Origin of the sequence: Pikeienuella piscinae (assembly GCF_011044155.1) — a bacterium.
In the GTDB taxonomy this organism is placed as follows: domain Bacteria; phylum Pseudomonadota; class Alphaproteobacteria; order Rhodobacterales; family Rhodobacteraceae; genus Pikeienuella; species Pikeienuella piscinae.
Map to the genome: position 1 here is coordinate 799,614 of NZ_CP049056.1, position 19,488 is coordinate 819,101.

The following is a 19,488-nucleotide window of genomic DNA, read 5'->3' on the forward strand; positions in this document are numbered from 1 at the left end:
CCTATTCCTCCATCACGCCCTTGCGGCCCATCAGGCCGCGCGGCCTCGTGAGCAGGATTATGATCGCGACGAGATAGATGATGATCTGGTCGATGCCGGGTATGATCGACTTCACCTCGTTCATCGAAGCGAAGCTCTCCAGAATCCCGAGCATGAACCCCGCGATCACGGCGCCGGGCAGCGAGCCCATGCCCCCGACGACGACGACGACGAAGCTCAGCACCAGAAAGTCCATACCCATGTGATAATTGGGCGAGTTGATCGGCGCGTACATCACGCCGGCGAGCCCGGCGACGGCGGCGGCGACGCCGAACATCAGCGTGAAGCGCTTGTCGATGTCGATGCCGAGCAGACCCACCGTCTCCCGGTCAGCCATCCCGGCGCGTACGACCATGCCGAATGTGGTGAAGCGCAGAAAGCTGAACACGGCTGCGATGACGACGGCGGAGAAGAGAAAATAGATCAGCCGCCAATAGGGGTAGATCACCGAATCCGGATCAAGCCCGACCAACACCCCAAAATCCAGCGAGCCGACGAACGCGTCGGGCGCCGGCGTCGGGATCGGGTTGGCGCCGTACATCGCCTTGACGATCTCCTGCAGCACGATCGCGAGGCCGAAGGTGACCAGGATCTGGTCCGCGTGCGGGCGCTTGTAGAAATGCCGTATCAGGCCACGCTCCATCACGTAGCCGATAAGCAGCATGATCGGAATCGCGAAGAGAATCGCTAACGGAACCGACCAGTCGATTATCGCGGAGCCGACCGTATCGCCGAACCAGTTCTCGACATAGGGCGTCTCGACCTTCAGCGGATTGCCGAGAAAATCCTTCTTCGTTTCGTCGATGGACACGCTCGAGATGTTAAGCAGGCGTTGGAGCGTGACGGCGCAGAAGGCGCCGACCATGAAAAGCGCCCCGTGCGCGAAATTCACGACGCCGAGCGTGCCGAAAATCAACGTCAGGCCGAGCGCGATCAACGCATAGGCGCTGCCCTTATCGAGGCCGTTCAGAATCTGAATCAGGATGGCGTCCATCGGGTTCTACCGTTCTTACTGAAAGCGCCGGCCGTTCCTTGAGGCGTGAACGGGACCGAATGGCCGCGCCGGAAAAAAATGCCGGCGCGGCCCGTTCTCCATCGGACCCGCGATCAGGCGCCCGAGTTGCACTTGCCGAGTTCGCCGCCGGCGAACATCGGGTGATCCGGCGCATATTCGACCTGCGCACGCGGCGTGACCTCGACGATCTCAAGCGCGTCGTACTCGTTCTCGGGCTCCTGCTTGCCCTGCACCACCATCACGTCCTTGAAGCATTGGTGGTCGTCGGCGCGATAGAGCGTCGGCCCGTTCCCGAGGCCGTCGAACTCGAATCCTTCCAGCGCCTCGGCGATGCCGCAGGGGTTGAACGTGCCGGCCCGGGCCGCCGCATCGGCGTAGAGCAGCGTCTGCGCGTAACAGGTCTGCGCGGCCTGCGACGGCGGGAAGCCGTATTTGGTGCCGAAGGACTTCACGAAGGCCTTGGTGCCCTCGTCCTGAAGCGTCCAGGACCAGTTGCTGGAGCCGAACACGCCTTTCACCGCCTCGCCCGCGCCCTTCGCCATCAGCTCCGAGTAAAGCGGCACGACGATCTCGAAGTTCTTGCCGTTGACCTGTTTGTCGCGAAGGCCGAACTGAACCGACTGCGTCAGCGAGTTCACCATGTTGCCGCCGTAGTGGTTCAGCATCAGCACATCGGCGCCCGAGTTCAGAACCGGCGCGATATAGGAGGAGAAGTCCGTGGTGGCGAGCGGCGTCAGCACGTTGTTCACCGTCTCCCAGCCGATCGCCTCGGTCGCGGCCTGCATCGATTCCTGCTGCGTCCAGCCCCAGGTGTAATCCGCGGTCAGGTGATAGACCTTGCGATCGGCGCCGTAATTGTTCTTCAGCACCGGCGCCAGCGCGGCGGCGGACATGTAGGCGTTGAAGAAGTGCCGGAAGCCGTTGGCCTTCTTGTCCTTGCCGGTGGTGTCGTTGGAGTGCGTGAGCCCGGCCATGAAGATGATCCCAGCCTCCTGGCAGAGGCTCTGGACCGCAACCGCGACACCGGAGGACGAACCACCGGAGATCATCAGCACGCCGTCCTTCTCGATCATCGATTTGGCGGAAGCGCGCGCGGCGTCGGACTTGGTCTGGGTGTCGCCCGACACGTAGGCGACCTTCTTGCCGAGGATTCCCTCGCCCTTCAGCTCTTGCGAGGAGAATGTCGAGATCATCCCGCCATCGCCCTCGCCATTGAGATGTTCGACGGCGAGTTGGAAGGCGCGGAGCTCATCCAGTCCCTCATCGGCGTAGGGGCCGGTCTGCGGCACGTTGAAACCCAGCGTGACGGTGTCGCCGGTCGGCTCGTTAAGATACGCGGCGCGCGCCTTGCTGGTGAAGATCGTCGGCATCGCGAGCCCGGCGCCGAGCGCGGCGCCCCCCTTCAGCAAGCCGCGACGACTGAAATTGAACTGGGACATGCGTTTTCTCCCGTAACGCCCGACATTAACGAAACACGAAATTCGCGTTATCGGACCTGTTGCTTCGTGCGGCCAAAATCGCGATGGAGAGATAACTTTGCAATAAGCAATTGCATAACAAGGATAATCTTGTAAATTTCTGGATCACCCTATATGTTGATTTGTAAATTATTTACATAGATGGCAAAAAAATGGCGGCAGGGCATGGACTTCCCGCAGCGCAGCGAAGGATCGCCGGACTGCGGATCAGGGAGCGGCGGCGCGAACTCGGGCTGAAGCAGAACGAACTTGCGGCCCGTGTCGGCGTCTCGGCGGCCTATCTGAACCTGATCGAGCGCAACAAGCGGGGAATCGGCGGCGCGCTGCTGGCGCGGATCGGGCGAGAGCTGCATCTGACGCTCGACCAGCTCGATGGCATGGCTGAGCGCCGGCTGCGCGAGGAACTGAACGAGGTGGCGGCCGAGCCGGAGCTCGCGGATGCCGCGTCCGGCGGTCCCCCGGACGAGTTCATCGCGCGGTTTCCGGGCTGGGCGCGGGCGACCGCGCTTCTCCATCGGCGCTGGCGCGCGGCGGCGGCTGAGGCGGAGGCGATGGCCGACCGACTGGCGCATGATCCGGCGCTCGGCGCGGCGATCCACGAGATGCTCACAGAGATCACCGCGCTCCGCTCGACCGCGGAGATCCTGACCGAGGGGCGTGAGGTGTCCGCTCCGCAGCGGCGCCGCTTCGAGCAGATCATCTTCGAGCAGTCATCGCGGCTCGCCGCCACCGGGGCTGGGCTCGCAGCCTATTTCGACGGCGCGGCCGAAGCCCGCCGCCGCCCCGCCCCCGTCCGCGCGGCCGAAGAGGCGCTGGAGCGCGCCCCCGACCCCGGCGACGCGATCGAACGGCTGGCGGCCAAAACGCGCGCCAGATTCGCCGACGGCGATATCGAGGAGCGTTTACGAAGGCTGACGCCCCGGCCGCCGGAGATCGCGCCCGAATCCGGGCGGGCGGAGCGACTGAGCGCGCTCGCCCGCGCCCATGCGGCGCAGGCGCACCAGCACGCGCTTTTCGACCTGGCGCAGTCGCTCGCCACCGCCGGCGAGGCGGATACGGACGAAGTGCTCGCGCTGGTCGAGGCGGAGCTGGCGCAGCGCCTCGCCGACGCGATCCTCTCGCATCCCGACCAGTTCCTCGCGCTCGGCGCCCGGCTCGGCTGGGAAATCGGCGCGCTCACCCGCGCGCTCGACGGCGATGCGGGGCTGGTGATGCGAAGAATCGCCTGTCTCGGCGGCAAGGGCGCGCCGCGCGCCGCGCACGTCGCCGTCGACGCCTCCGGCCGGGTGCTGGCGCGGCGCGGCGCACCCGATCTTCTGCCGCGCGGTCGGCGACTCGACTGCCCGGTCTGGCCGGCGCACCGTGCGGGCGCCGGCGCGCCCCTCGCCCTCCCGCTCCGCCATCCGGACGGCGCCCGAATCCTCGCCGTGGCGGTGACGCGGGTTGGCGGCATGGCCACTGACATGCTGGTTCTCGACTCCGAGGCGGCGCGACAGACCGCCTATGCCGGTGCGCTCGACGGGGCGGCGGAAGGGGTCGGCCCGGACTGCCGGATATGCGCGCATCGCGATTGTCCCTCGCGGCGGGAGGCGGCGGTGGTTCAGACCTGAATGGCTGACCTGACGCCCATAATCCCGGCCGGGCGCAATGTTCCGCCCGATTCATATCGATCAACGATGCCCGGAACGTGCACGGTGATCCGGCCGCAGCGACGATTTCGCTCAGCCTCTAGAGCTTGGCGAGACCAGCGCGCAGCGCGCTCTTGTCGAGTGGGCGACCGGTGAATAGCGCCCAGGCGTCGACGCCCTGATGGAAAAAGAGTTCATACCCCGGGATGATCGCCAGCCCCTCGGCCGCCGCATCCTTCAGAAATACGGTCTCCAACGGCGTGTAGACCGCGTCGAAAGCCCATGTCGCGCCCCGCATGGCGGCCTGCGGAAGCGGGGTTCCGCCATACCCGACCATGCCGACCGGGGTGCAATTGATCAGCCCTGACGCGCCCGCCGCGCCCGCCACCGCATCGCCGGTCACGACGACCGCGAGGCCGGGCTCGGCGGATCGAAGCGAGTCCGCCAGCGCTTCGGCCTTCGCGAGGTCGCGCTCAACCACGCGGATTTCCCTTAACCCCAACTGAAGAAGGCCGAACCCGACCGCCTTGCCGACGCCGCCAGCTCCGATCATGCAGACCGGCCCGGGCGCGGCGGCGCCGCGGATATGCAGATAGGCCGCGACGAAGCCGGTATGGTCGGTGTTCGCGCCGCGCGGCCCCTCCGCATCGAAAATCACCGTGTTGACGGCGCCGAGACGGCGGATCAGCGGATCGTCGACCCGGACTTTCGCCGCCGCGCGCTCCTTGTAGGGATAGGTGATATTGACGCCGCGATAGCCCCTGGCCGGACAATCGGCCAACACGCGGTCGAAATCGACGCCTATCTCATGTGGGACCAGCCGTTCATAGCGCACATCCAACCCGGCCAGCAGTCCGGCGAGTTCGTGAAACGCCGGCGCCCTCGACGCCGCGATGTTATCGCCGATCAGGCCAAGGAGGATATCGGGCATGGAATGACCCCTTCGAAGCGGCTCGGACGCAATCTAGGCGTGTTCGGCGTCGAGAGCGATGGCGGCCTGATCAGGCCCTCCGTACGCCGAGCGTGGCGAGCGTGAGGCCGAAGGCGGCGACGCCGCAAAGCGCGATCACCGCGATCATCGGCGTCGCGGTTCCATCGAAGAACGGCCCGGCGGCGACGATCATCGCCCCGCCCGTCAGCATCTGCATCGTGCCGCCCAGCGAAGAGGCGAGACCCGCGATCTCGCCATGATCGTCAAGCGCCATCACCATCGTGGTCGGGATCACCAGCCCGAGCCCGGCGTTCCCGAAAAAAAGGCAACCGACCACGAGCGGCAGGGTCGCGCCCACGGTCAGCGCGATTCCCAGCAGCGCCAACGAGAAAATCGCGAAAAGCCCGGTCCCGAGCCGGATCACCCGCGCCAACCCGATTCGCGACGCCAATGGCCCCGCCGCCTGCGAGGCGCTGAAGAAGCCGACCGCGTTGATCGCGAACGCCAGCGAAAACCCGGTCGGGCTGAGCCCGAACTCGCCCGTGTAGACGAACGCCGCGGAGGCGAGAAAGACGAAGAAGCTGCCCATCCCGAAGGCCCCAATGAAGGTCAGCCCCATGAAGCGCGCATCGGTCAGAAGCCGGCGCGCGCCGGCAATGAGCGAGCGCATGTTGACCGGTCTCCGGCGCGGCGCGGACAGGGTTTCCGGCAGCATCGTCGCGGTCATCGCGAGACTGATCAGCGCGCCGGCGAAGAGCGTCGCGAAAATCACCCGCCAGCCGGCCAGCGCGATGACCGCGCTGCCGGCCAGCGGCGCCAGCATCGGCGAAATCGAGATCACCAGCATGATCAGCGCCATCAGCTTCGTCGCCTCGGCCCCGGTGTGCATGTCGCGGATGATGGCGCGCGGCAACACCATCAGCACCGCCCCGCCGAGGCCCTGAAGAAAGCGCCAGGCGATCAGTTCATCGACGCTTCCCGCGAGCGCCGCGCCCGCCGAGCCGATGAGGAATATCCCGACGCCGACATAGATTGGCGGCTTTCGTCCGGCCTGATCGGCCCAGGGCCCATAGACCATCTGGGCGATTCCGAAGGCGATGAAATAGGCGGTGATGGTCGCCTGCACCGCGGTTTCGCGGACGCCGAGATCGAGGGCGATCGCCGGCATCGCGGGAAGATACATGTCGATCGCGAAGGGCCCGACAAGAGCCAGCGTCCCGAGCACGAGCGCACTACGCCAAAGACTGGACGACATGAATGCTCCTGAACGCGGGCGCCAACGTGGTTCCGACCGCGCCGCGAATCGGAAGATTTCGTGGGACAGTATCAACCCGACGCCGGACGGCAAGCGGCCCGGCCGCGCGCGCCGCGCCGCACACCGACGGCCCGCGCGTCGCCGCCAACTTGAGGGGGTTTACGAGGCGCGCGGCGTGGGCCACATTGAACGCCGTGACAGGGGCGTCCGCGATAGCGGGCTGAGAAGCACCCTTTGAACCTGACCTGGACCATACCAGCGGAGGAAGTCGCGGAAGAGCATCCTAGCCCGGCTGTTCCCCCCGCCGTCTCCGCAACGAAGGAGGCGACTTATGAAAACGCCGGGAGCCCTGCTGGAAGCGATGCGCGAGACGGCGCCGCTGGTGCAGAACATCACCAATTTCGTCTCGATGAACGTGATGGCGAACGTGTTGCTCGCCGCAGGCGCGTCGCCGGCGATGGTCCACGCGCGTGAGGAGGCCGCCGAGTTCGCCGCCCTAGCGAGCGCGCTTACGATCAATATCGGCACGCTTTCTCCCCCCTGGGTCGACGCGATGAAAGCCGCCGCGAAGACCGCCAGCGACGCCGGCAAGCCCTGGGTGCTCGACCCGGTGGCGGTCGGGGCCACCAGCTACCGGCGCCAGACCGGCGCGGAGCTTCTCGCGCTCAGACCCGGGATCGTGCGTGGAAACGCTTCGGAAATTCTCGCGCTCGCCGCGGAGGGCGGAGCGGGAAAGGGCGTTGACAGCGGCGACACGGTGCAGACCGCGGAGGCGGCGGCCCGCGCGATCGCGGGTGAAACCGGCGGCGTCGTCGCCGTCACCGGACCGGAGGACTTTGTCACCGACGGCGCGCGCGTGGCGCGGGTCGACAACGGGCATGCGCTGATGCCGAAGGTGACAGCGCTCGGGTGCGCGCTCACCGGGGTGGTCGCCGCGTTCGCGTCGACGGCGGAGGACCCCTTCGAGGCGACCGTCGCCGCGCTGGCGTTCTATGGCCTCGCCGGCGAAAAAGCCGCGGCGCGGGCCGAAGGACCCGGCAGTTTCGCCGTCGCCTTCCTTGACGCGCTCGCCACGGTCGACGGGGCGACGCTCGACGCGGGCGCGCGGATCGCATGAGGCGGCGTCTCGATCTTTCGGTCTATTTCATCACCGATCCGTCCGCCCGGCGCGGGGTCGAGGAAGCCGCCGTCGGCGCCGTCCGCGGCGGCGTAAGGACGGTCCAACTCCGTGACAAGACGATGCCGGACGCCGACTTCACCGCCCTCGGTCGCCGGCTTCACGCCGCGCTGGCGCCGTTCGGCGCGGCGTTGATCGTCAATGACCGCGCGCATCTTGCCGCGGAGATCGGAGCCGATGGCGTTCATGTCGGCCAGACGGACGCCGCCGTCGCCGACGTCCGCGCGATGATCGGGTCGGACGCGATTCTCGGCCTCTCCATCGAGAACGCCGGTCAACTGGCCGCCGTCGACCCGGCGATGGTCGACTATCTCGGCGTCGGCCCGATCCGCGCCACCGCGACGAAGCCCGACCATGCGCCGCAGATCGGGCTGGCGGAATTCGCCGTCATTGCGCGCACCGCGCGGCTTCCCTGCGTCGCCATCGGCGGCGTCACCGCGCGGGACGCCGCACCGATCCGCAGCGTGGGTGGCGCAGGGCTCGCAGTCGTTTCCGCAATCTGCGACGCCGACAACCCGGAGCAAGCCGCGCGCGCCCTTCTCGACGCCTGGAGGCGACCATGATTCCCAATGTGCTGAGCATCGCCGGCTCCGACCCCTCGGGCGGAGCCGGCATCCAGGCAGACCTCAAGGCCATTGCGGCGAATGGCGGTTACGCCATGGCCGCGATCACCGCGCTGACGGCGCAGAACACGCAGGGCGTCACCGGCGTCGAAACGGTCGCGCCCGCCTTCGTCGCCGCCCAGATCGACGCGGTGTTTGACGACATACGCGTCGATGCGGTGAAGATCGGCATGATCGCCACAGCCGGGATCGCCGAGGCGGTCGCCACTGCGCTGATCCGCAACGGTGCCCGCAACGTAGTTCTCGATCCGGTCATGGTCGCAAAGGGCGGCCATCGGCTTCTCACGGATGACACGGTCGGGGCGCTTCGCGACCGGCTTCTGCCGCTTGCGGACATCGTGACCCCGAACCTGCCCGAGGCGGCCGCGCTTCTCGACGAACCCGAAGCTGTAGCCGCGGCGGAGATGGAGGCGCAGGCGCGCCGCCTTCGTCACCTCGGGTCGCGCGCCGCGCTGCTGAAGGGCGGTCATCTGACGGGCGCGCAAAGCCCCGACTGTCTCGCCGATCAGGCCGGCGAGATCCACTGGCTCGACGCCCCGCGAACGAAGACCCGCAACACGCACGGCACGGGCTGCACGCTTTCCGCCGCCCTCGCGACCCGGCTGGCCGGCGGGTGCGACGCGCCCGCCGCCGCCCGTGCGGCCAAGGACTACGTCTCCGGCGCGATCTCCGCCGCGGACCGCCTCGAAGTTGGCCGGGGCCATGGCCCTGTCCACCATTTCCACAAGCTCTGGAGAAATTCATGACCGATCACGGCTCGCCTCTTTTCGCCGCGCTTCGCGCCGACTGCCGACCGGACTGGGAGGCCTATACAAGGCACCGGTTCGTCTCGGCGCTCGGCGACGGCTCGCTCCCGCGGTCGTGCTATCTCCACTATCTCCGCCAGGATTATCTGTTCCTGATCCACTTCGCGCGCGCCTGGTCGCTCGCCGCGGCGAAGGCCGACAGGATCGGCGATATCCGCCGCGCAGCCGCCACGGTTCACGGCCTCGTCGATGATGAGATGAAGCTCCATGTCGAGACGTGCGCCGCCGAGGGGATCGACCGCGAGACGCTGCTGGCGACCGAGGAAGGCTCGGCGACGCTCGCCTACACCCGTTTCGTCATCGACGCGGGGTTTTCGGGCGATCTCCTCGACCTTCTCGCGGCGCTGATGCCCTGCTCCCTCGGCTATGGAGAGATTGGCGCGGCGCTTGCCCGGGACCACGCCGAAACGACGCCCTACGCCGACTGGATCGCGACCTATGGCTCGGAGGGCTATCAATCGCTCTGCCGCGATGCCGCCGCCTTCTTCGAGTCGGTCGCGGCGCGCCGCATCGGGCCAGACTTCAGGGACTCTCCGCGCTGGCCTGACCTTGTCGCGACATTCAGGACGGCCTGCCGGCTCGAAGCGTATTTCTGGGAGGCCGGCCTCGCCATCGGAAACACCCGCGCCGCGGCGTGACGACGGGCCGGTGGCTCGCGAAAACGCGCCGACAGGCCCGCGCCGGACCATCCGGCGCGCAGCGCGCGGCCGCCTGCGGGGTGACGACGATCGCCGCGAGCCGGTCTCTCCGGCGGGCGTCGGGATCTGCGCGGCTGACCGCGCCCGCCGTCCGACCTGCCGCGAGAAGTGCAGCGGATTCCTGAACGCCTCCGCAGGGATTGACGACTTCCTCCGCGGTTCCTCACACCTCCAAAGACAAGCAGCCAAGAACTGAGCGCGTTTCTCGGGACGGCGGAGAACACTCTCACGCAGGAGCATTGCCGCATCGCCATAGATGGCGCCGCCAAACAGTTTTGCGTGAGGTTCTTGCGAAAATCTCGCCCTCGCGGGAGAGTTGCGCCGCGATCCTCGCCGCGACAAGGGAGCCCGCGCCAGTGCATGACGAATCGTGCGAACACTTGGGTCCCGACGATCCGCCAACCGCTGCGAGAGACGCGCGCCACCCGACGCTGCGCTTATCTCTGGCCATGCGCGAGGGAATCCGCGCCGCGATCGCGCCACCCCAGGAATTCGCCGATGGCGACCTACCGGTCGGGCTTCAAGCCATCGCCCAGCCCATCACCGGGGTGGCCGCGCTCCCGGACCGCGACACTTGTCAACGAATGACCGACTGGCATGAACGGAGGTTAATGCTGTGAGCTGGATTGAAACGTCATACATGGCCCGCAAGGGCGTCGCGCGCGGGGCGGAAACGGGCCGCCGGCATCTGTCTGAGGCCGATCAGGGCGACTATCACTATGTCTACGGGCCCTTCGTCGAACCGGTGATGCGCCTCGCCCCCGGCGAGGTCGTGTCGGTCGAGACGCTGGACGCCTTCGGCGGCGCCGTGAAAACCGAGGCCGACCTGCCCTCGCAAGTGGTCAATTTTCCCTTCGTGAATCCCCAGAACGGCCCTTTCGCCATCGAGGGCGCGAAGGTCGGCGACACGCTCGCGGTCAGGATCGTCGACGTCGAGCCGCGTGGGCCACAGCCCGCGGGCACATCCGCGCTCATCCCGGAGTTCGGCGGGCTCGTCGCAACGCCGCAGACAGCGATGCTCAACAAGCCGATTCCGGAGAAGGTCAAGAAGATGGAGGTCACACGCGACGGCGTGAAGTTCTCCGACCGGATCACGCTTCCATTCGAGCCCTTCATCGGCACGCTCGGCGTCTCGCCGTTCATGGAGGCGGTCTCGTCGCTTCAACCCGACTACTGGGGCGGCAACATGGACCTGCCGGATGTCGCGCCCGGCGCCATCATCTACTTCCCGGTGCTGCACGATGATGCGCTGATGTATGTCGGCGACTGCCACGGTCGGCAGGGCGACGGGGAACTCTGCGGCGTGGCGGTGGAGATCCCGGCTGTCGCCACGCTCCATGTCGACCTGCTCAAGGGCTGGCCGATCCAGGGCGTGAGGCTGGAGACCGAAGACATGATCATGTCCATCGGCTCCGCCCGCCCGATGGAGGACGCGGCGCGGATGGCGTATCGGGACCTGATCCGCTGGATGGTCGACGACTACGGTTTCGACGAGGCCGAGGCCTATTTCCTCTGTACGCAGGCCGGAAAAGTGCGGGTCGGCAACATGGTCGACCCGAAATATTCGCTCGGCGCGTCGATGAAGAAATCATACCTGAAAGGCTGAATCATGGATCTTGGATTGAATGGAAAGCGCGCGCTTGTCACGGGCGGGACCAAAGGTATCGGCCGGCGCTGCGCCGAGCTTTTCGCGGCCGAGGGCGTGGCGGTCAGTGTCTGCGCCCGGAATGCGGAAGACATCGCGGCCACCGTGGACGCGCTGAAGACGGCCGGCGCGACCGCCCATGGCGCGGCGGTGGATGTGGCGGACAAGCGGGCGCTCGAATCCTGGGTGGCGGACGCCGCGGCGGCGCTTGGCGGGATCGACATCGTGGTCGCCAACGTCTCCGCGCTGGCGGTCGCCGACGACGAAGCGGCGTGGAAGGCGGGCTTCGAGACCGACATGATGCACACCGTCCGCCTCGTCAACGCGGCGATGCCGCATCTCGAGGCGTCGGAAGCCGCGTCGATCTGCGCCGTCTCCTCGGTCTCCGGGCGCGAGATCGACTTCACCGGGCCCGCCTACGGCGCCTTCAAGGCGGCGTTGGTGCACTATGTTCAGGGCCTCGCCTACAAGCTGGCGGCGAAAGGGATCCGGGCGAATTCGGTTTCGCCGGGCAACACCTATTTCGAGGGCGGCATCTGGAACCAGATCGAGACGGGAAACCCGGATCTCTTCGCCGAAGCGTTGGCGCTCAACCCCACGGGACGAATGGGTCGGCCGGAGGAGATCGCTGCGGGCGTGGTCTTCCTGTCCTCGCCGGCGTCATCGTTTACGACGGGAACCAACCTCGTCATCGACGGCGCCCTGACGAAAGGCGTGCAACTGTAGGCGCGAGCCTCCGCGCGAGCCGCGGCCGGTAAGAGCGACGGGGCGCGGCCCTGTGACGCGCATGCGTTCAGGGCCGCGAGGATAGCGCCGCGATGATCATGCGGCGAAAAGCGAGATAGACCGACGCGGCGAGGATCAGCTCGATCGCGCCGAGAATGTTCAGGCCCTCGACGCCGAGAATAGCGGTCAAACCGACAAGAGCGCGCGCGAATACGCCGCCAAGAACGGCGATCCGTCCAAGGCCGGGATCTCCGAGCGCAGATGTCTGCATCAGCGTCACGCCGATCAGCAGCGCGCCGAAGAGCCGTGCGCCCTCGCCCGCATCAACGCCGAACAGCGCTGCGGTCCAGGTCGGCGCGATCAGGGCCGCGAGCCCCAGGAGCGCCTCGGCCAGAAGCGCAAACCCCAGGACATGACGCGCTTCGGCCCGGGCGGCCGCCGCGGCCGCGCGCGTGGATGCGAGAGAGAGCGGCCGGATCATGAGAGGTCTCCTGTCCGTTTCGGCGCATTGGTCGCGCGGTTAACGGCGGCCGCGGCGAGCTCGCCAAGCGCGGATGCGACTACGAGAGCCGTAAGCCGGGGGATGCGGAATCTCGCCGCCATCAGGTCAACCCGCCCGGGCCCAGGGGAAGAACAGGTTGCGCGCATCGGCGAACCGCTCGGCGAGCGCGGGCGCATGACGGCGGACAACATCCCTGAAACCATTGTCGCGCACCCAGGCGAAGCCCGCTTCGGTGTAGATCTCCGGCCGGAAATCGGCCGAGAAGAACCGGTCGCTCTTGAGCCGCCGCGACGCCATCAAAATGAAGATGCGGAACGCCGTATCGGAGAATCCGAAGCGAGGCGGCCAGTTCCGCTTCGAACCCGCTTCGGCGAGGCAACCGACGAGAAGATCTACCTTGCCGATGTCGCCATAGACCTCGCGGAGCAATTCCCGGTCGCGAAGATTATCGGTGATATCCTCAAACCCGCGCGGCGGTTTCGCGCCGATCAGTTCGCGAAACCTGGCGTAGCGCGGCACGCCCCGCTCACGATCGCGAAGGATGTCGACCGCGGCGAGGTCGAGAAAGATTCCCTCCTCGGGTTTCTTGTCGATCCGGCGCAACGCGTTCGGAAAATTATGCAGCGTCATCGCCCCCGGATGCTCCGTCGCCAACGTGTAGAGAACGTCATCGAAGGTCATGCGATCGTATAGTCGGCGCGCGCCGCCAAAGACGACCTCATTGAGATTGGCCGCGCAAATCATCGAATCGTCCTGCGCGGACCGGAATGAAAAATCGTCCGGCAGAAGACAATGCAGCCGGTAGACCGACGTGAACTCCTCCGTCATCGCATAGGGCGCGCCATGATGGTCGGTTGGCGAGCCGGGAATGCCGCTAACCAACTCGCTGTCGGACGCCCTGCCGAAAGCGCGATTGAAGCGTTCGCCCGTCAGGCCCCAGTAATTGCCGCGCATCGCCATTCGGCCGACCGGGCTGTCCATCAGCGCAGGCGTCCACTCGACCGTGTGGATCTTGGCGAGCAGCGCGGCGTTCACCAGCCGCGCCTTCTGGAACAGCCACTCGCCGGACGCTCCCGGATGGTCGATGCGCAGCCGCGCGACGATGGCGTTATGTTCGCGCGCGAAAAGCGTGTGGAGAACGGAGAGACCGCACCACCAGTTGCCGTTTACGCCCGAGAGCTCCTGCCCCGGGCGTTTCTCCTGCACTTCATCGTCGAGCGGCAGAAGCCCGCGTTCGTCAATCTCCAGCGTCCCATCCTCGCGCCTGCCCGACGGGCCGACGCGTAGCCGCTCCATTCGCGCCCAGGAGGAACCGTAGAGCTGCGAGGCGTCCCACCAGTGTGTCTCGACATTGGTGAAGGCCGCCGGCCGACCCTCATCCGCTTCGTTCCTGGCGTCGGGCACCGAACTGAGAACCGTCATTCGGCCGTTCGGCCAATCGTCGCCTTCGGGGAGCGGCACTTCGAGCACACGGTTCTTGTCGTTCGCGCCATGGCCAAGCCAGTCATGCAACATGAACTGGATCCACGCCGCCGCGAGCACGTTCAAATGCGGCACGGGAACGAACTTGTCCCGCGTCATCAGTTTGTTGGCGACGAGCCGCGGGCTCGGGTCCATCAATCGCTCGTCGCGCTCGACATAGCCCTCGTTCAGCGGGACGTTGCGTCCGAATCTCCGCCCCGCCGCGCCCATCCACGGCTTCGAGAGGTCGTTAAAGCTTCCGTCCGGGGTGCGAAACCCGTTCACGTCGAAATCGGCGGGCAGGCCGGGATCGGCGGGCCGGTCGAGGTCGGGCGGCTCGGTCTCGGTGTCGGCGAGGTTGCCGCGGCGCAGGTTGACCCTGTGGCCGATCACGGCGCCGAGCGCCAGAACGAAGGGAAACTTGTGCCAGACCACGTACCGGTCGGTCGTCCTCGCGAAATAGCCAAGCAGTCGATCGAGCAATCGTTCAAGCATGGTCCGCCGGCGTCTCCCCCGATCGAAGCTCCGTCCACTGTCTCGCCTTAAAGTATATTAATTCTGCTGAACTCGCCATCTTCTGTTAACCTTTGGCGGCCTCCGAGCCTCGCCTGAGCACCTCGCGGGCATGGATTGACGCGCCGATTTGGCGGCGCCGCGGCGAGCGAGATGTCCTATGCCAAGAAGGATCCAGAACTGGAAGCGGGCGATAACCTATACCGCAAACTCGTTGGAGCGGGTGACCAGCGTCGCGGAGATACAGGCCATCGTGAAGGACACGGGACGCTATCCCTCGCCTGTCCGCGCCAAGGGCTCGCACCACTCCACCACACGCTGCGTCGTCGCCGAAGGCGGCACCGTCATCGACATGACCGGCATGAACGCGATCCTGAAGATCGACCGGCAGAACCGGACGATCACCATGCAGGCCGGTGTCCTTCTTGTCGACGCCGCGAAGGCGCTCGAGAAGGAGGGACTACAATTCTACGTCAATATCGAACTCGGCAATCTGACCGTAGGCGCCGGGGCATGCTCCGGCACCAAGGACGCCTCCTATTTCGACGGGGAGGAAGGCGGTTGGGAATACGGACAGGTCCACTCCTACTGCGTCGGCCTCAAGGCGGTCGGCCGTGACGGCGAGATCGTCGAGGCGACGGAGAAAGACGTTCCGGAGCTGATGACCGCGATGCGCGCCTCGATGGGTATGCTCGGCCTGATCTTCGAGGTCACCTACAGGGTGAAGCCGATCAAAGCGATGGCGGTCCGCCATGCCGTCTATCCCGTGCATGAATTCGCGCGCGATCTCGAAGGGCTGATCGCAAATGAGCAGTCGATCATGCTCTATCTCTTTCCATTCCTCGATAAGGTGGTGGTCGAAATCCGCTACGACATGCCGGGGCCGCCCGAGCCGGGAAGCTGGGTCTGGAAGATCCGGAACTACACATGGAAAACGCTCTGGCCGGGAACCGCGCATCTTCTCGGCCTGATCCTGCCGCGCATCATTCGGTTCGCGGTCATAGATGTCCTCAATCGGCTTACGGTCCTGATCATCGGATCTGTCCTCAAGGATCGGAACTCAAGCCCGGCCGACCAGATCATCCGCTATTCGGAGACTGCCGGCTTCGCTTCCTACACCTTCTCGATATGGGCGTTTCCGCGCGAGAGTTATGCAGAAACGATCCTGAAATATTTCGCTTTCTGCAAACAGTATTACAAGGACAACCACTATCGTTGCGACATGCTCAATGTCGGCTATCACATCGCGGAGGACCGCAGCTCGCTCTTCTCCTATACGCGCCGGGGGCCCGCTCTGACGCTTGATCCCGTCGCGACGGGGCTGCCGGGCTGGGAAGGGTTCCTCTACGCCTATAACGACTTCTGTTCGCGCAATGACGGGCGGCCGCTCTTCAATCAGACCGGCTCGCTATCGCCACTTCAGGCCCGGAAAGCGTTTGGACCGGAGATTGATGCGTTCCTCGTCCACCGCCGCCGGATGGACCCCGATGACCGCTTCTACACCCCGCACTTCCGAGCGCTTTTCGAGAGCGTCTGAACAAAAGGCCCGCCGGAGCCACGAGTCCCCTCGCTGAGTCCAGTTTCTCACAAGACACAAACGCGCGCCCACCACGCTTCTCCTTTCGTCGGCGCTTCGCGCGCCGCGCCGATCGTCGCGCCCGGGTGCGCGGCTGGTCGAAGCCGGGGCGAGCGCGAACCAGATCGCCAGCGTGACAGGCCACAAGTCACCGGCGGAAGTCAGCCGATACACCCGCAAGGTCGGGCGGGCCGGGATGGCCGATTCCGCGTTCGGCAAGATGAGAGAAATCGCCGGAAAGGTGTCGAACCTGCCTCAAGGTCCATCAAATGCGAGCGCCAAGCCTCTGAAAGATAATGGACAATAATGAGGGGTGGTAGGCCCGGAGGGACTCGAACCCCCAACCTAAGCGTTATGAGCGCTCTGCTCTAACCATTGAGCTACGGGCCCCAGGATGGGCCAATGGATAGGGTCGCGCGCCGCGCTGGTCAATCGCCCGCAGGCTTCCTGCGGCGAAAGGATGCCAGCGCGCCGAGCGCGGTCAGCATGAAGAGGATCGCGGGCGGGACGGGAACCACCGCGGGCGGCGGCGTGGGCGACGGCCCGCCGCTCGGCGGCGGCGGGGACCCCGGCGGGGTGTCCGGCCCGCCCGGGCCCGGACGCTCCGGCGGGTTCGCGATCACGTCGATGATCCCGGCGGGAATCTCCTCGGGCGAGACTTCGGCGCTCGTCCCGCCCGTTCCGCCCGTCGATCCGCCAAATCCGCTCGTGAAGCCTCCCAGCGAAGCGAGAAGCGGCGCGCTGACCGGCGCCGCCGCGGTGCGCAGCTGGTCGGCGGCGTCGGGCCGGGCCAGAAGCTGAACCGCGTTGCCGCAAGCAAATACGTAATGCCATTCGCCATAGGAGCGCGACGGGATGCAGATGCGCCCGTCCGGCAGTTTCCGGTGCTCGAGATTCTGGCTGACGAGCCAGCGTTCCTCGAACGCGACCTCCTCGACCGGGATATAGAAAGCGCGGCCATTGCGCGCGCCGGAGTTGGAGACGACGTCGCCGTCGCAGATCTCACCCTCGGTGAAGCGGTCCGCAGCGAAGTCATGGCGGAGTTTGGCCAGCGTGGCGAGGTTGGTCTGACCGGCGGCGAGGGCCTGGTCGAACAGTTCGTCACCGTCCCAGCAGGGATTGCTCCCGTCCGCCTGACGGCAGGGGAGACTGTTGGGTCGGCGCCAGACTGGACGATGCGACGAGAAAGGATCTACGAGAGTGACGGAATCAACCGTAGCCGGACGAATGGATTCGCCGGTGGAAGTATATTCTAGACGGTGATTTTCCCGATCACCAACATCGGGGAGATGAACCAACGCGGCCTGCGCCCTGCCTGCCATACATGCAAGCAACACAAGAACCAAGACCGCCGAAACACGGCGCCCGAACATGATATGCCCCACAAACTCACAAACACATGCGCTCCACTGCGCACGGGTTCAATTGGCCACAAACAGTGGTGAATTCAAGGAAAATGTTTCAGTTTCCGTGAAGAACTTCCATTTTGCCACCATGCGGCGAGTAGTTCTGAAGGCCATTCGCTAATTGCGCGAGCACGCGCGGCCTATCGCGCGCGCAGAACCGCGCATCTCCTCACCCGATCGCTCTTCATGTTTCCGCGCCCATGCGCTAGGAGGGCGGCGAAATTGAGGGAGCCCAGCATGACCAACCGCCCCAGCGGCCTCACCTATCGTGACGCCGGCGTGGATATCGACGCGGGCGCCGCGCTGGTTGACGCGATCAAGCCCGCCGCGGCCACGACGCGCCGGTCCGGCGTGATGGACGGGCTCGGCGGGTTTGGCGCGATGTTCGACCCGCGCGCCGCCGGCTTCAAGGACCCGATCCTGGTCGCGGCGACCGACGGCGTCGGCACCAAATTGAAGCTGGCGATCGAGACCGGGCGGCTCGGCTCGGTCGGGATCGACCTGGTCGCGATGTGCGTGAACGATCTGGTCTGCCAGGGGGCGGAGCCGCTCTTTTTCCTCGACTATTTCGCCACCGGAAAGCTCGATGTAGCGGAAGGCGCCGCCATCGTCAGGGGCGTCGCCGAGGGCTGCCGCCTCGCGGGCTGCGCGCTGATCGGCGGTGAGACGGCGGAGATGCCCGGGCTCTACGCGAAGGGTGATTTCGACCTTGCCGGTTTCGCCGTCGGCGCGATGGAGCGCGGCGCGGGCCTGCCGCGTGAGATGGCGGCGGGCGACGCGCTGATCGCCCTCCCCTCCTCCGGCGTTCATTCCAACGGCTACTCGCTAGTGCGGAAAATCACCGAACGAGCGCGCCTCGGCTGGGACGACGCGGCCCCGTTCGTGGGCACGCCGCTCGGCGAAGCGCTTCTCACGCCGACCCGCATCTATGTCCCGGCCGCGCTCGCGGCGATCCGCGCGGGGGCCGCGGCGATCGCGCATATCACCGGCGGCGGGATCACGGAGAACCTGCCGCGCGTGCTTCAGGGCGGCCTCGGCGCCGAGATCGAGCTTTCGTCCTGGAAACTCCCGCCGGTCTTTCAATGGTTGATGGCGGAAGCCGGAATCGACGGGCCGGAGATGCTCAAGACCTTTAATTGTGGTCTCGGCATGATCCTCGTCGCGCCCGCGCCGGAAGCGGCGGCGGTGGAGGCCGCGCTCACCGACGCAGGAGAGACGCCGATCTGGATCGGCCGCCTCACCGGAGCACCGGGCGTCGTCTACACGGGCGCGCTGGCGTGAATAGCCGGCGCCGCGCGGCGATCTTCATCTCCGGACGCGGCAGCAACATGACCGCGCTGCTACGGGCGATGGCCGATCCCACGTATCCCGCCAAGGCGGCGCTTGTTCTCTCCAACAATCCCACCGCGCCAGGCCTCGGGTTGGCGGCGGCCGCCGGCGTGGCGACGGCCGTGGTCGACCACCGTCCGCACAAGGGGGATCGCGGCGCGTTCGAGGCGGAGTTGTCCCGCGCGCTCGCCGCCGCCGACATAGACCTGATCTGCCTCGCCGGGTTCATGCGCATCCTCACCGGCGGTTTCGTCGACCAATGGCGGGACAGGATGGTGAATATCCACCCCTCGCTTCTACCCGCCTTCACGGGGCTGGAGACTCATGCCCGCGCGCTTGCGGCGGGCGTCGCCTTTCACGGCTGCACCACACATCTTGTGCGCGCGGAAATGGATGACGGCCCGATCCTCGGCCAGGCCGCGCTCCGGATCAGGCCGGAAGACGACGCCAAGAAACTCGCGGCGCGCGTTCTCGAGCTCGAACACCGTCTTTACCCTGCGTCGCTCTTGCGCTGGCTAAATGACGATATAACACTTGATAACAATAGATTACGCATTTCTCCTCTTGCATTTTTTGAAGACTGAAGCGCGCCGCTGCGCCCAGGCCGGCCGCTTCCGACATTCCCCGACCACGCAGCAGAAACATGGCCGGAATGGCGCGGCCGGAGATGTGTGAATCCG

General features: G+C 66.3%; 18 protein-coding genes, 1 tRNA gene and 1 riboswitch. Of the genes, 11 read left to right on the top strand and 8 right to left on the bottom strand.

The window, feature by feature from the left end; genetic code table 11:
* Position 1 precedes the first annotated feature (1 nt).
* Positions 2-1,033 (bottom strand): branched-chain amino acid ABC transporter permease, encoded by a 1,032-nt coding sequence (locus G5B40_RS03810; RefSeq protein WP_165095209.1) that lies wholly within the window; start codon positions 1,031-1,033, stop codon positions 2-4.
* A 113-nt stretch (positions 1,034-1,146) separates the two neighbouring features.
* Positions 1,147-2,493: a substrate-binding protein gene (locus tag G5B40_RS03815; RefSeq protein WP_165095212.1), complete on the bottom strand. Its 1,347-nt coding sequence runs from the start codon at positions 2,491-2,493 to the stop codon at positions 1,147-1,149.
* Positions 2,494-2,684: 191 nt separating this feature from the next.
* On the opposite strand from G5B40_RS03815, the gene G5B40_RS03820 reads away from it, so the two are divergent.
* Positions 2,685-4,142, top strand: a complete 1,458-nt coding sequence (locus G5B40_RS03820; RefSeq protein ID WP_165095216.1) for a helix-turn-helix transcriptional regulator — start codon at positions 2,685-2,687, stop codon at positions 4,140-4,142.
* 118 nt (positions 4,143-4,260) lie between these two features.
* Here the strand turns inward: G5B40_RS03820 and G5B40_RS03825 are convergent, their stop codons facing one another.
* Positions 4,261-5,091 carry a shikimate dehydrogenase family protein gene (locus G5B40_RS03825; protein ID WP_165095219.1) on the bottom strand — a complete coding sequence of 277 codons (831 nt, stop codon included), beginning with the start codon at positions 5,089-5,091 and terminating at the stop codon, positions 4,261-4,263.
* A 70-nt stretch (positions 5,092-5,161) separates the two neighbouring features.
* A complete protein-coding gene (locus tag G5B40_RS03830; protein WP_165095222.1) occupies positions 5,162-6,346 on the bottom strand; it encodes a multidrug effflux MFS transporter in 1,185 nt (394 codons plus the stop codon).
* A gap of 189 nt (positions 6,347-6,535) precedes the next feature.
* Positions 6,536-6,630: riboswitch (TPP riboswitch) on the top strand.
* A 47-nt stretch (positions 6,631-6,677) separates the two neighbouring features.
* Between G5B40_RS03830 and thiM the strand changes: the two genes are divergently transcribed.
* The 7 genes from thiM to G5B40_RS03865 all read left to right on the top strand — a co-directional run bounded on the left by thiM (position 6,678) and on the right by G5B40_RS03865 (position 12,021).
* Positions 6,678-7,463, top strand: a complete 786-nt coding sequence (thiM, locus tag G5B40_RS03835) for a hydroxyethylthiazole kinase (RefSeq protein WP_165095225.1) — start codon at positions 6,678-6,680, stop codon at positions 7,461-7,463.
* Positions 7,460-8,086, top strand: a complete 627-nt coding sequence (gene thiE / locus G5B40_RS03840) for a thiamine phosphate synthase (RefSeq protein ID WP_165095228.1) — start codon at positions 7,460-7,462, stop codon at positions 8,084-8,086. Before thiM ends, thiE begins: the two co-directional genes overlap by 4 nt.
* On the top strand, positions 8,083-8,892 hold the full coding sequence (gene thiD / locus G5B40_RS03845; RefSeq protein WP_165095231.1) for a bifunctional hydroxymethylpyrimidine kinase/phosphomethylpyrimidine kinase: 810 nt from the start codon (positions 8,083-8,085) through the stop codon (positions 8,890-8,892). Before thiE ends, thiD begins: the two co-directional genes overlap by 4 nt.
* On the top strand, positions 8,889-9,590 hold the full coding sequence (locus G5B40_RS03850) for a TenA family protein (protein ID WP_165095233.1): 702 nt from the start codon (positions 8,889-8,891) through the stop codon (positions 9,588-9,590). Before thiD ends, G5B40_RS03850 begins: the two co-directional genes overlap by 4 nt.
* Before the next feature lie 416 nt (positions 9,591-10,006).
* Complete coding sequence (locus G5B40_RS03855; protein ID WP_165095236.1) at positions 10,007-10,270, top strand: hypothetical protein; 264 nt, start codon at positions 10,007-10,009, stop codon at positions 10,268-10,270.
* Positions 10,267-11,256: an acetamidase/formamidase family protein gene (locus G5B40_RS03860; RefSeq protein ID WP_165095238.1), complete on the top strand. Its 990-nt coding sequence runs from the start codon at positions 10,267-10,269 to the stop codon at positions 11,254-11,256. The genes G5B40_RS03855 and G5B40_RS03860 overlap by 4 nt, the downstream gene beginning before the upstream one ends.
* Positions 11,257-11,259: 3 nt before the next feature.
* Entirely contained in the window at positions 11,260-12,021 is a 762-nt protein-coding gene (locus tag G5B40_RS03865; RefSeq protein WP_165095241.1) for an SDR family NAD(P)-dependent oxidoreductase, read from the top strand.
* Positions 12,022-12,088: 67 nt separating this feature from the next.
* Here G5B40_RS03865 and G5B40_RS03870 read toward each other — a convergent pair whose 3' ends face one another.
* Both G5B40_RS03870 and G5B40_RS03875 read right to left on the bottom strand, forming a co-directional pair.
* A complete protein-coding gene (locus tag G5B40_RS03870) occupies positions 12,089-12,502 on the bottom strand; it encodes a hypothetical protein (protein WP_165095245.1) in 414 nt (137 codons plus the stop codon).
* A 126-nt stretch (positions 12,503-12,628) separates the two neighbouring features.
* Entirely contained in the window at positions 12,629-14,479 is a 1,851-nt protein-coding gene (locus tag G5B40_RS03875) for a peroxidase family protein (protein ID WP_165095248.1), read from the bottom strand.
* A gap of 178 nt (positions 14,480-14,657) precedes the next feature.
* On the opposite strand from G5B40_RS03875, the gene G5B40_RS03880 reads away from it, so the two are divergent.
* On the top strand, positions 14,658-16,034 hold the full coding sequence (locus G5B40_RS03880; protein ID WP_165095251.1) for an FAD-binding protein: 1,377 nt from the start codon (positions 14,658-14,660) through the stop codon (positions 16,032-16,034).
* Positions 16,035-16,387: 353 nt separating this feature from the next.
* Here the strand turns inward: G5B40_RS03880 and G5B40_RS03885 are convergent.
* Positions 16,388-16,463: transfer RNA gene (locus tag G5B40_RS03885), tRNA-Ile, on the bottom strand.
* Positions 16,464-16,501: 38 nt separating this feature from the next.
* Positions 16,502-17,371 (bottom strand): hypothetical protein, encoded by an 870-nt coding sequence (locus tag G5B40_RS03890; RefSeq protein ID WP_165093506.1) that lies wholly within the window; start codon positions 17,369-17,371, stop codon positions 16,502-16,504.
* Positions 17,372-17,716: 345 nt separating this feature from the next.
* On the opposite strand from G5B40_RS03890, the gene purM reads away from it, so the two are divergent.
* Together purM and purN are read left to right on the top strand one after the other, a co-directional pair.
* The gene (gene purM / locus G5B40_RS03895; protein ID WP_165095253.1) at positions 17,717-18,760 is read left to right on the top strand and encodes a phosphoribosylformylglycinamidine cyclo-ligase; all 1,044 of its coding nucleotides are present in this window, start codon (positions 17,717-17,719) and stop codon (positions 18,758-18,760) included.
* Complete coding sequence (purN, locus tag G5B40_RS03900) at positions 18,757-19,392, top strand: phosphoribosylglycinamide formyltransferase (RefSeq protein WP_165095256.1); 636 nt, start codon at positions 18,757-18,759, stop codon at positions 19,390-19,392. Before purM ends, purN begins: the two co-directional genes overlap by 4 nt.
* The last annotated feature ends 96 nt before the right edge of the window (positions 19,393-19,488 follow it).

What these genes read in the sequence shown, in the direction of transcription:
- G5B40_RS03810 (WP_165095209.1), bottom strand. Translation starts at nt 1,033, where the DNA reads ATGGACGCCATCCTGATTCAGATTCTGAACGGCCTCGATAAGGGCAGC.
- G5B40_RS03815 (WP_165095212.1), bottom strand. Translation starts at nt 2,493, where the DNA reads ATGTCCCAGTTCAATTTCAGTCGTCGCGGCTTGCTGAAGGGGGGCGCC.
- G5B40_RS03820 (WP_165095216.1), top strand. Translation starts at nt 2,685, where the DNA reads ATGGCGGCAGGGCATGGACTTCCCGCAGCGCAGCGAAGGATCGCCGGA.
- G5B40_RS03825 (WP_165095219.1), bottom strand. Translation starts at nt 5,091, where the DNA reads ATGCCCGATATCCTCCTTGGCCTGATCGGCGATAACATCGCGGCGTCG.
- G5B40_RS03830 (WP_165095222.1), bottom strand. Translation starts at nt 6,346, where the DNA reads ATGTCGTCCAGTCTTTGGCGTAGTGCGCTCGTGCTCGGGACGCTGGCT.
- thiM (WP_165095225.1), top strand. Translation starts at nt 6,678, where the DNA reads ATGAAAACGCCGGGAGCCCTGCTGGAAGCGATGCGCGAGACGGCGCCG.
- thiE (WP_165095228.1), top strand. Translation starts at nt 7,460, where the DNA reads ATGAGGCGGCGTCTCGATCTTTCGGTCTATTTCATCACCGATCCGTCC.
- thiD (WP_165095231.1), top strand. Translation starts at nt 8,083, where the DNA reads ATGATTCCCAATGTGCTGAGCATCGCCGGCTCCGACCCCTCGGGCGGA.
- G5B40_RS03850 (WP_165095233.1), top strand. Translation starts at nt 8,889, where the DNA reads ATGACCGATCACGGCTCGCCTCTTTTCGCCGCGCTTCGCGCCGACTGC.
- G5B40_RS03865 (WP_165095241.1), top strand. Translation starts at nt 11,260, where the DNA reads ATGGATCTTGGATTGAATGGAAAGCGCGCGCTTGTCACGGGCGGGACC.
- G5B40_RS03870 (WP_165095245.1), bottom strand. Translation starts at nt 12,502, where the DNA reads ATGATCCGGCCGCTCTCTCTCGCATCCACGCGCGCGGCCGCGGCGGCC.
- G5B40_RS03875 (WP_165095248.1), bottom strand. Translation starts at nt 14,479, where the DNA reads ATGCTTGAACGATTGCTCGATCGACTGCTTGGCTATTTCGCGAGGACG.
- G5B40_RS03880 (WP_165095251.1), top strand. Translation starts at nt 14,658, where the DNA reads ATGCCAAGAAGGATCCAGAACTGGAAGCGGGCGATAACCTATACCGCA.
- purM (WP_165095253.1), top strand. Translation starts at nt 17,717, where the DNA reads ATGACCAACCGCCCCAGCGGCCTCACCTATCGTGACGCCGGCGTGGAT.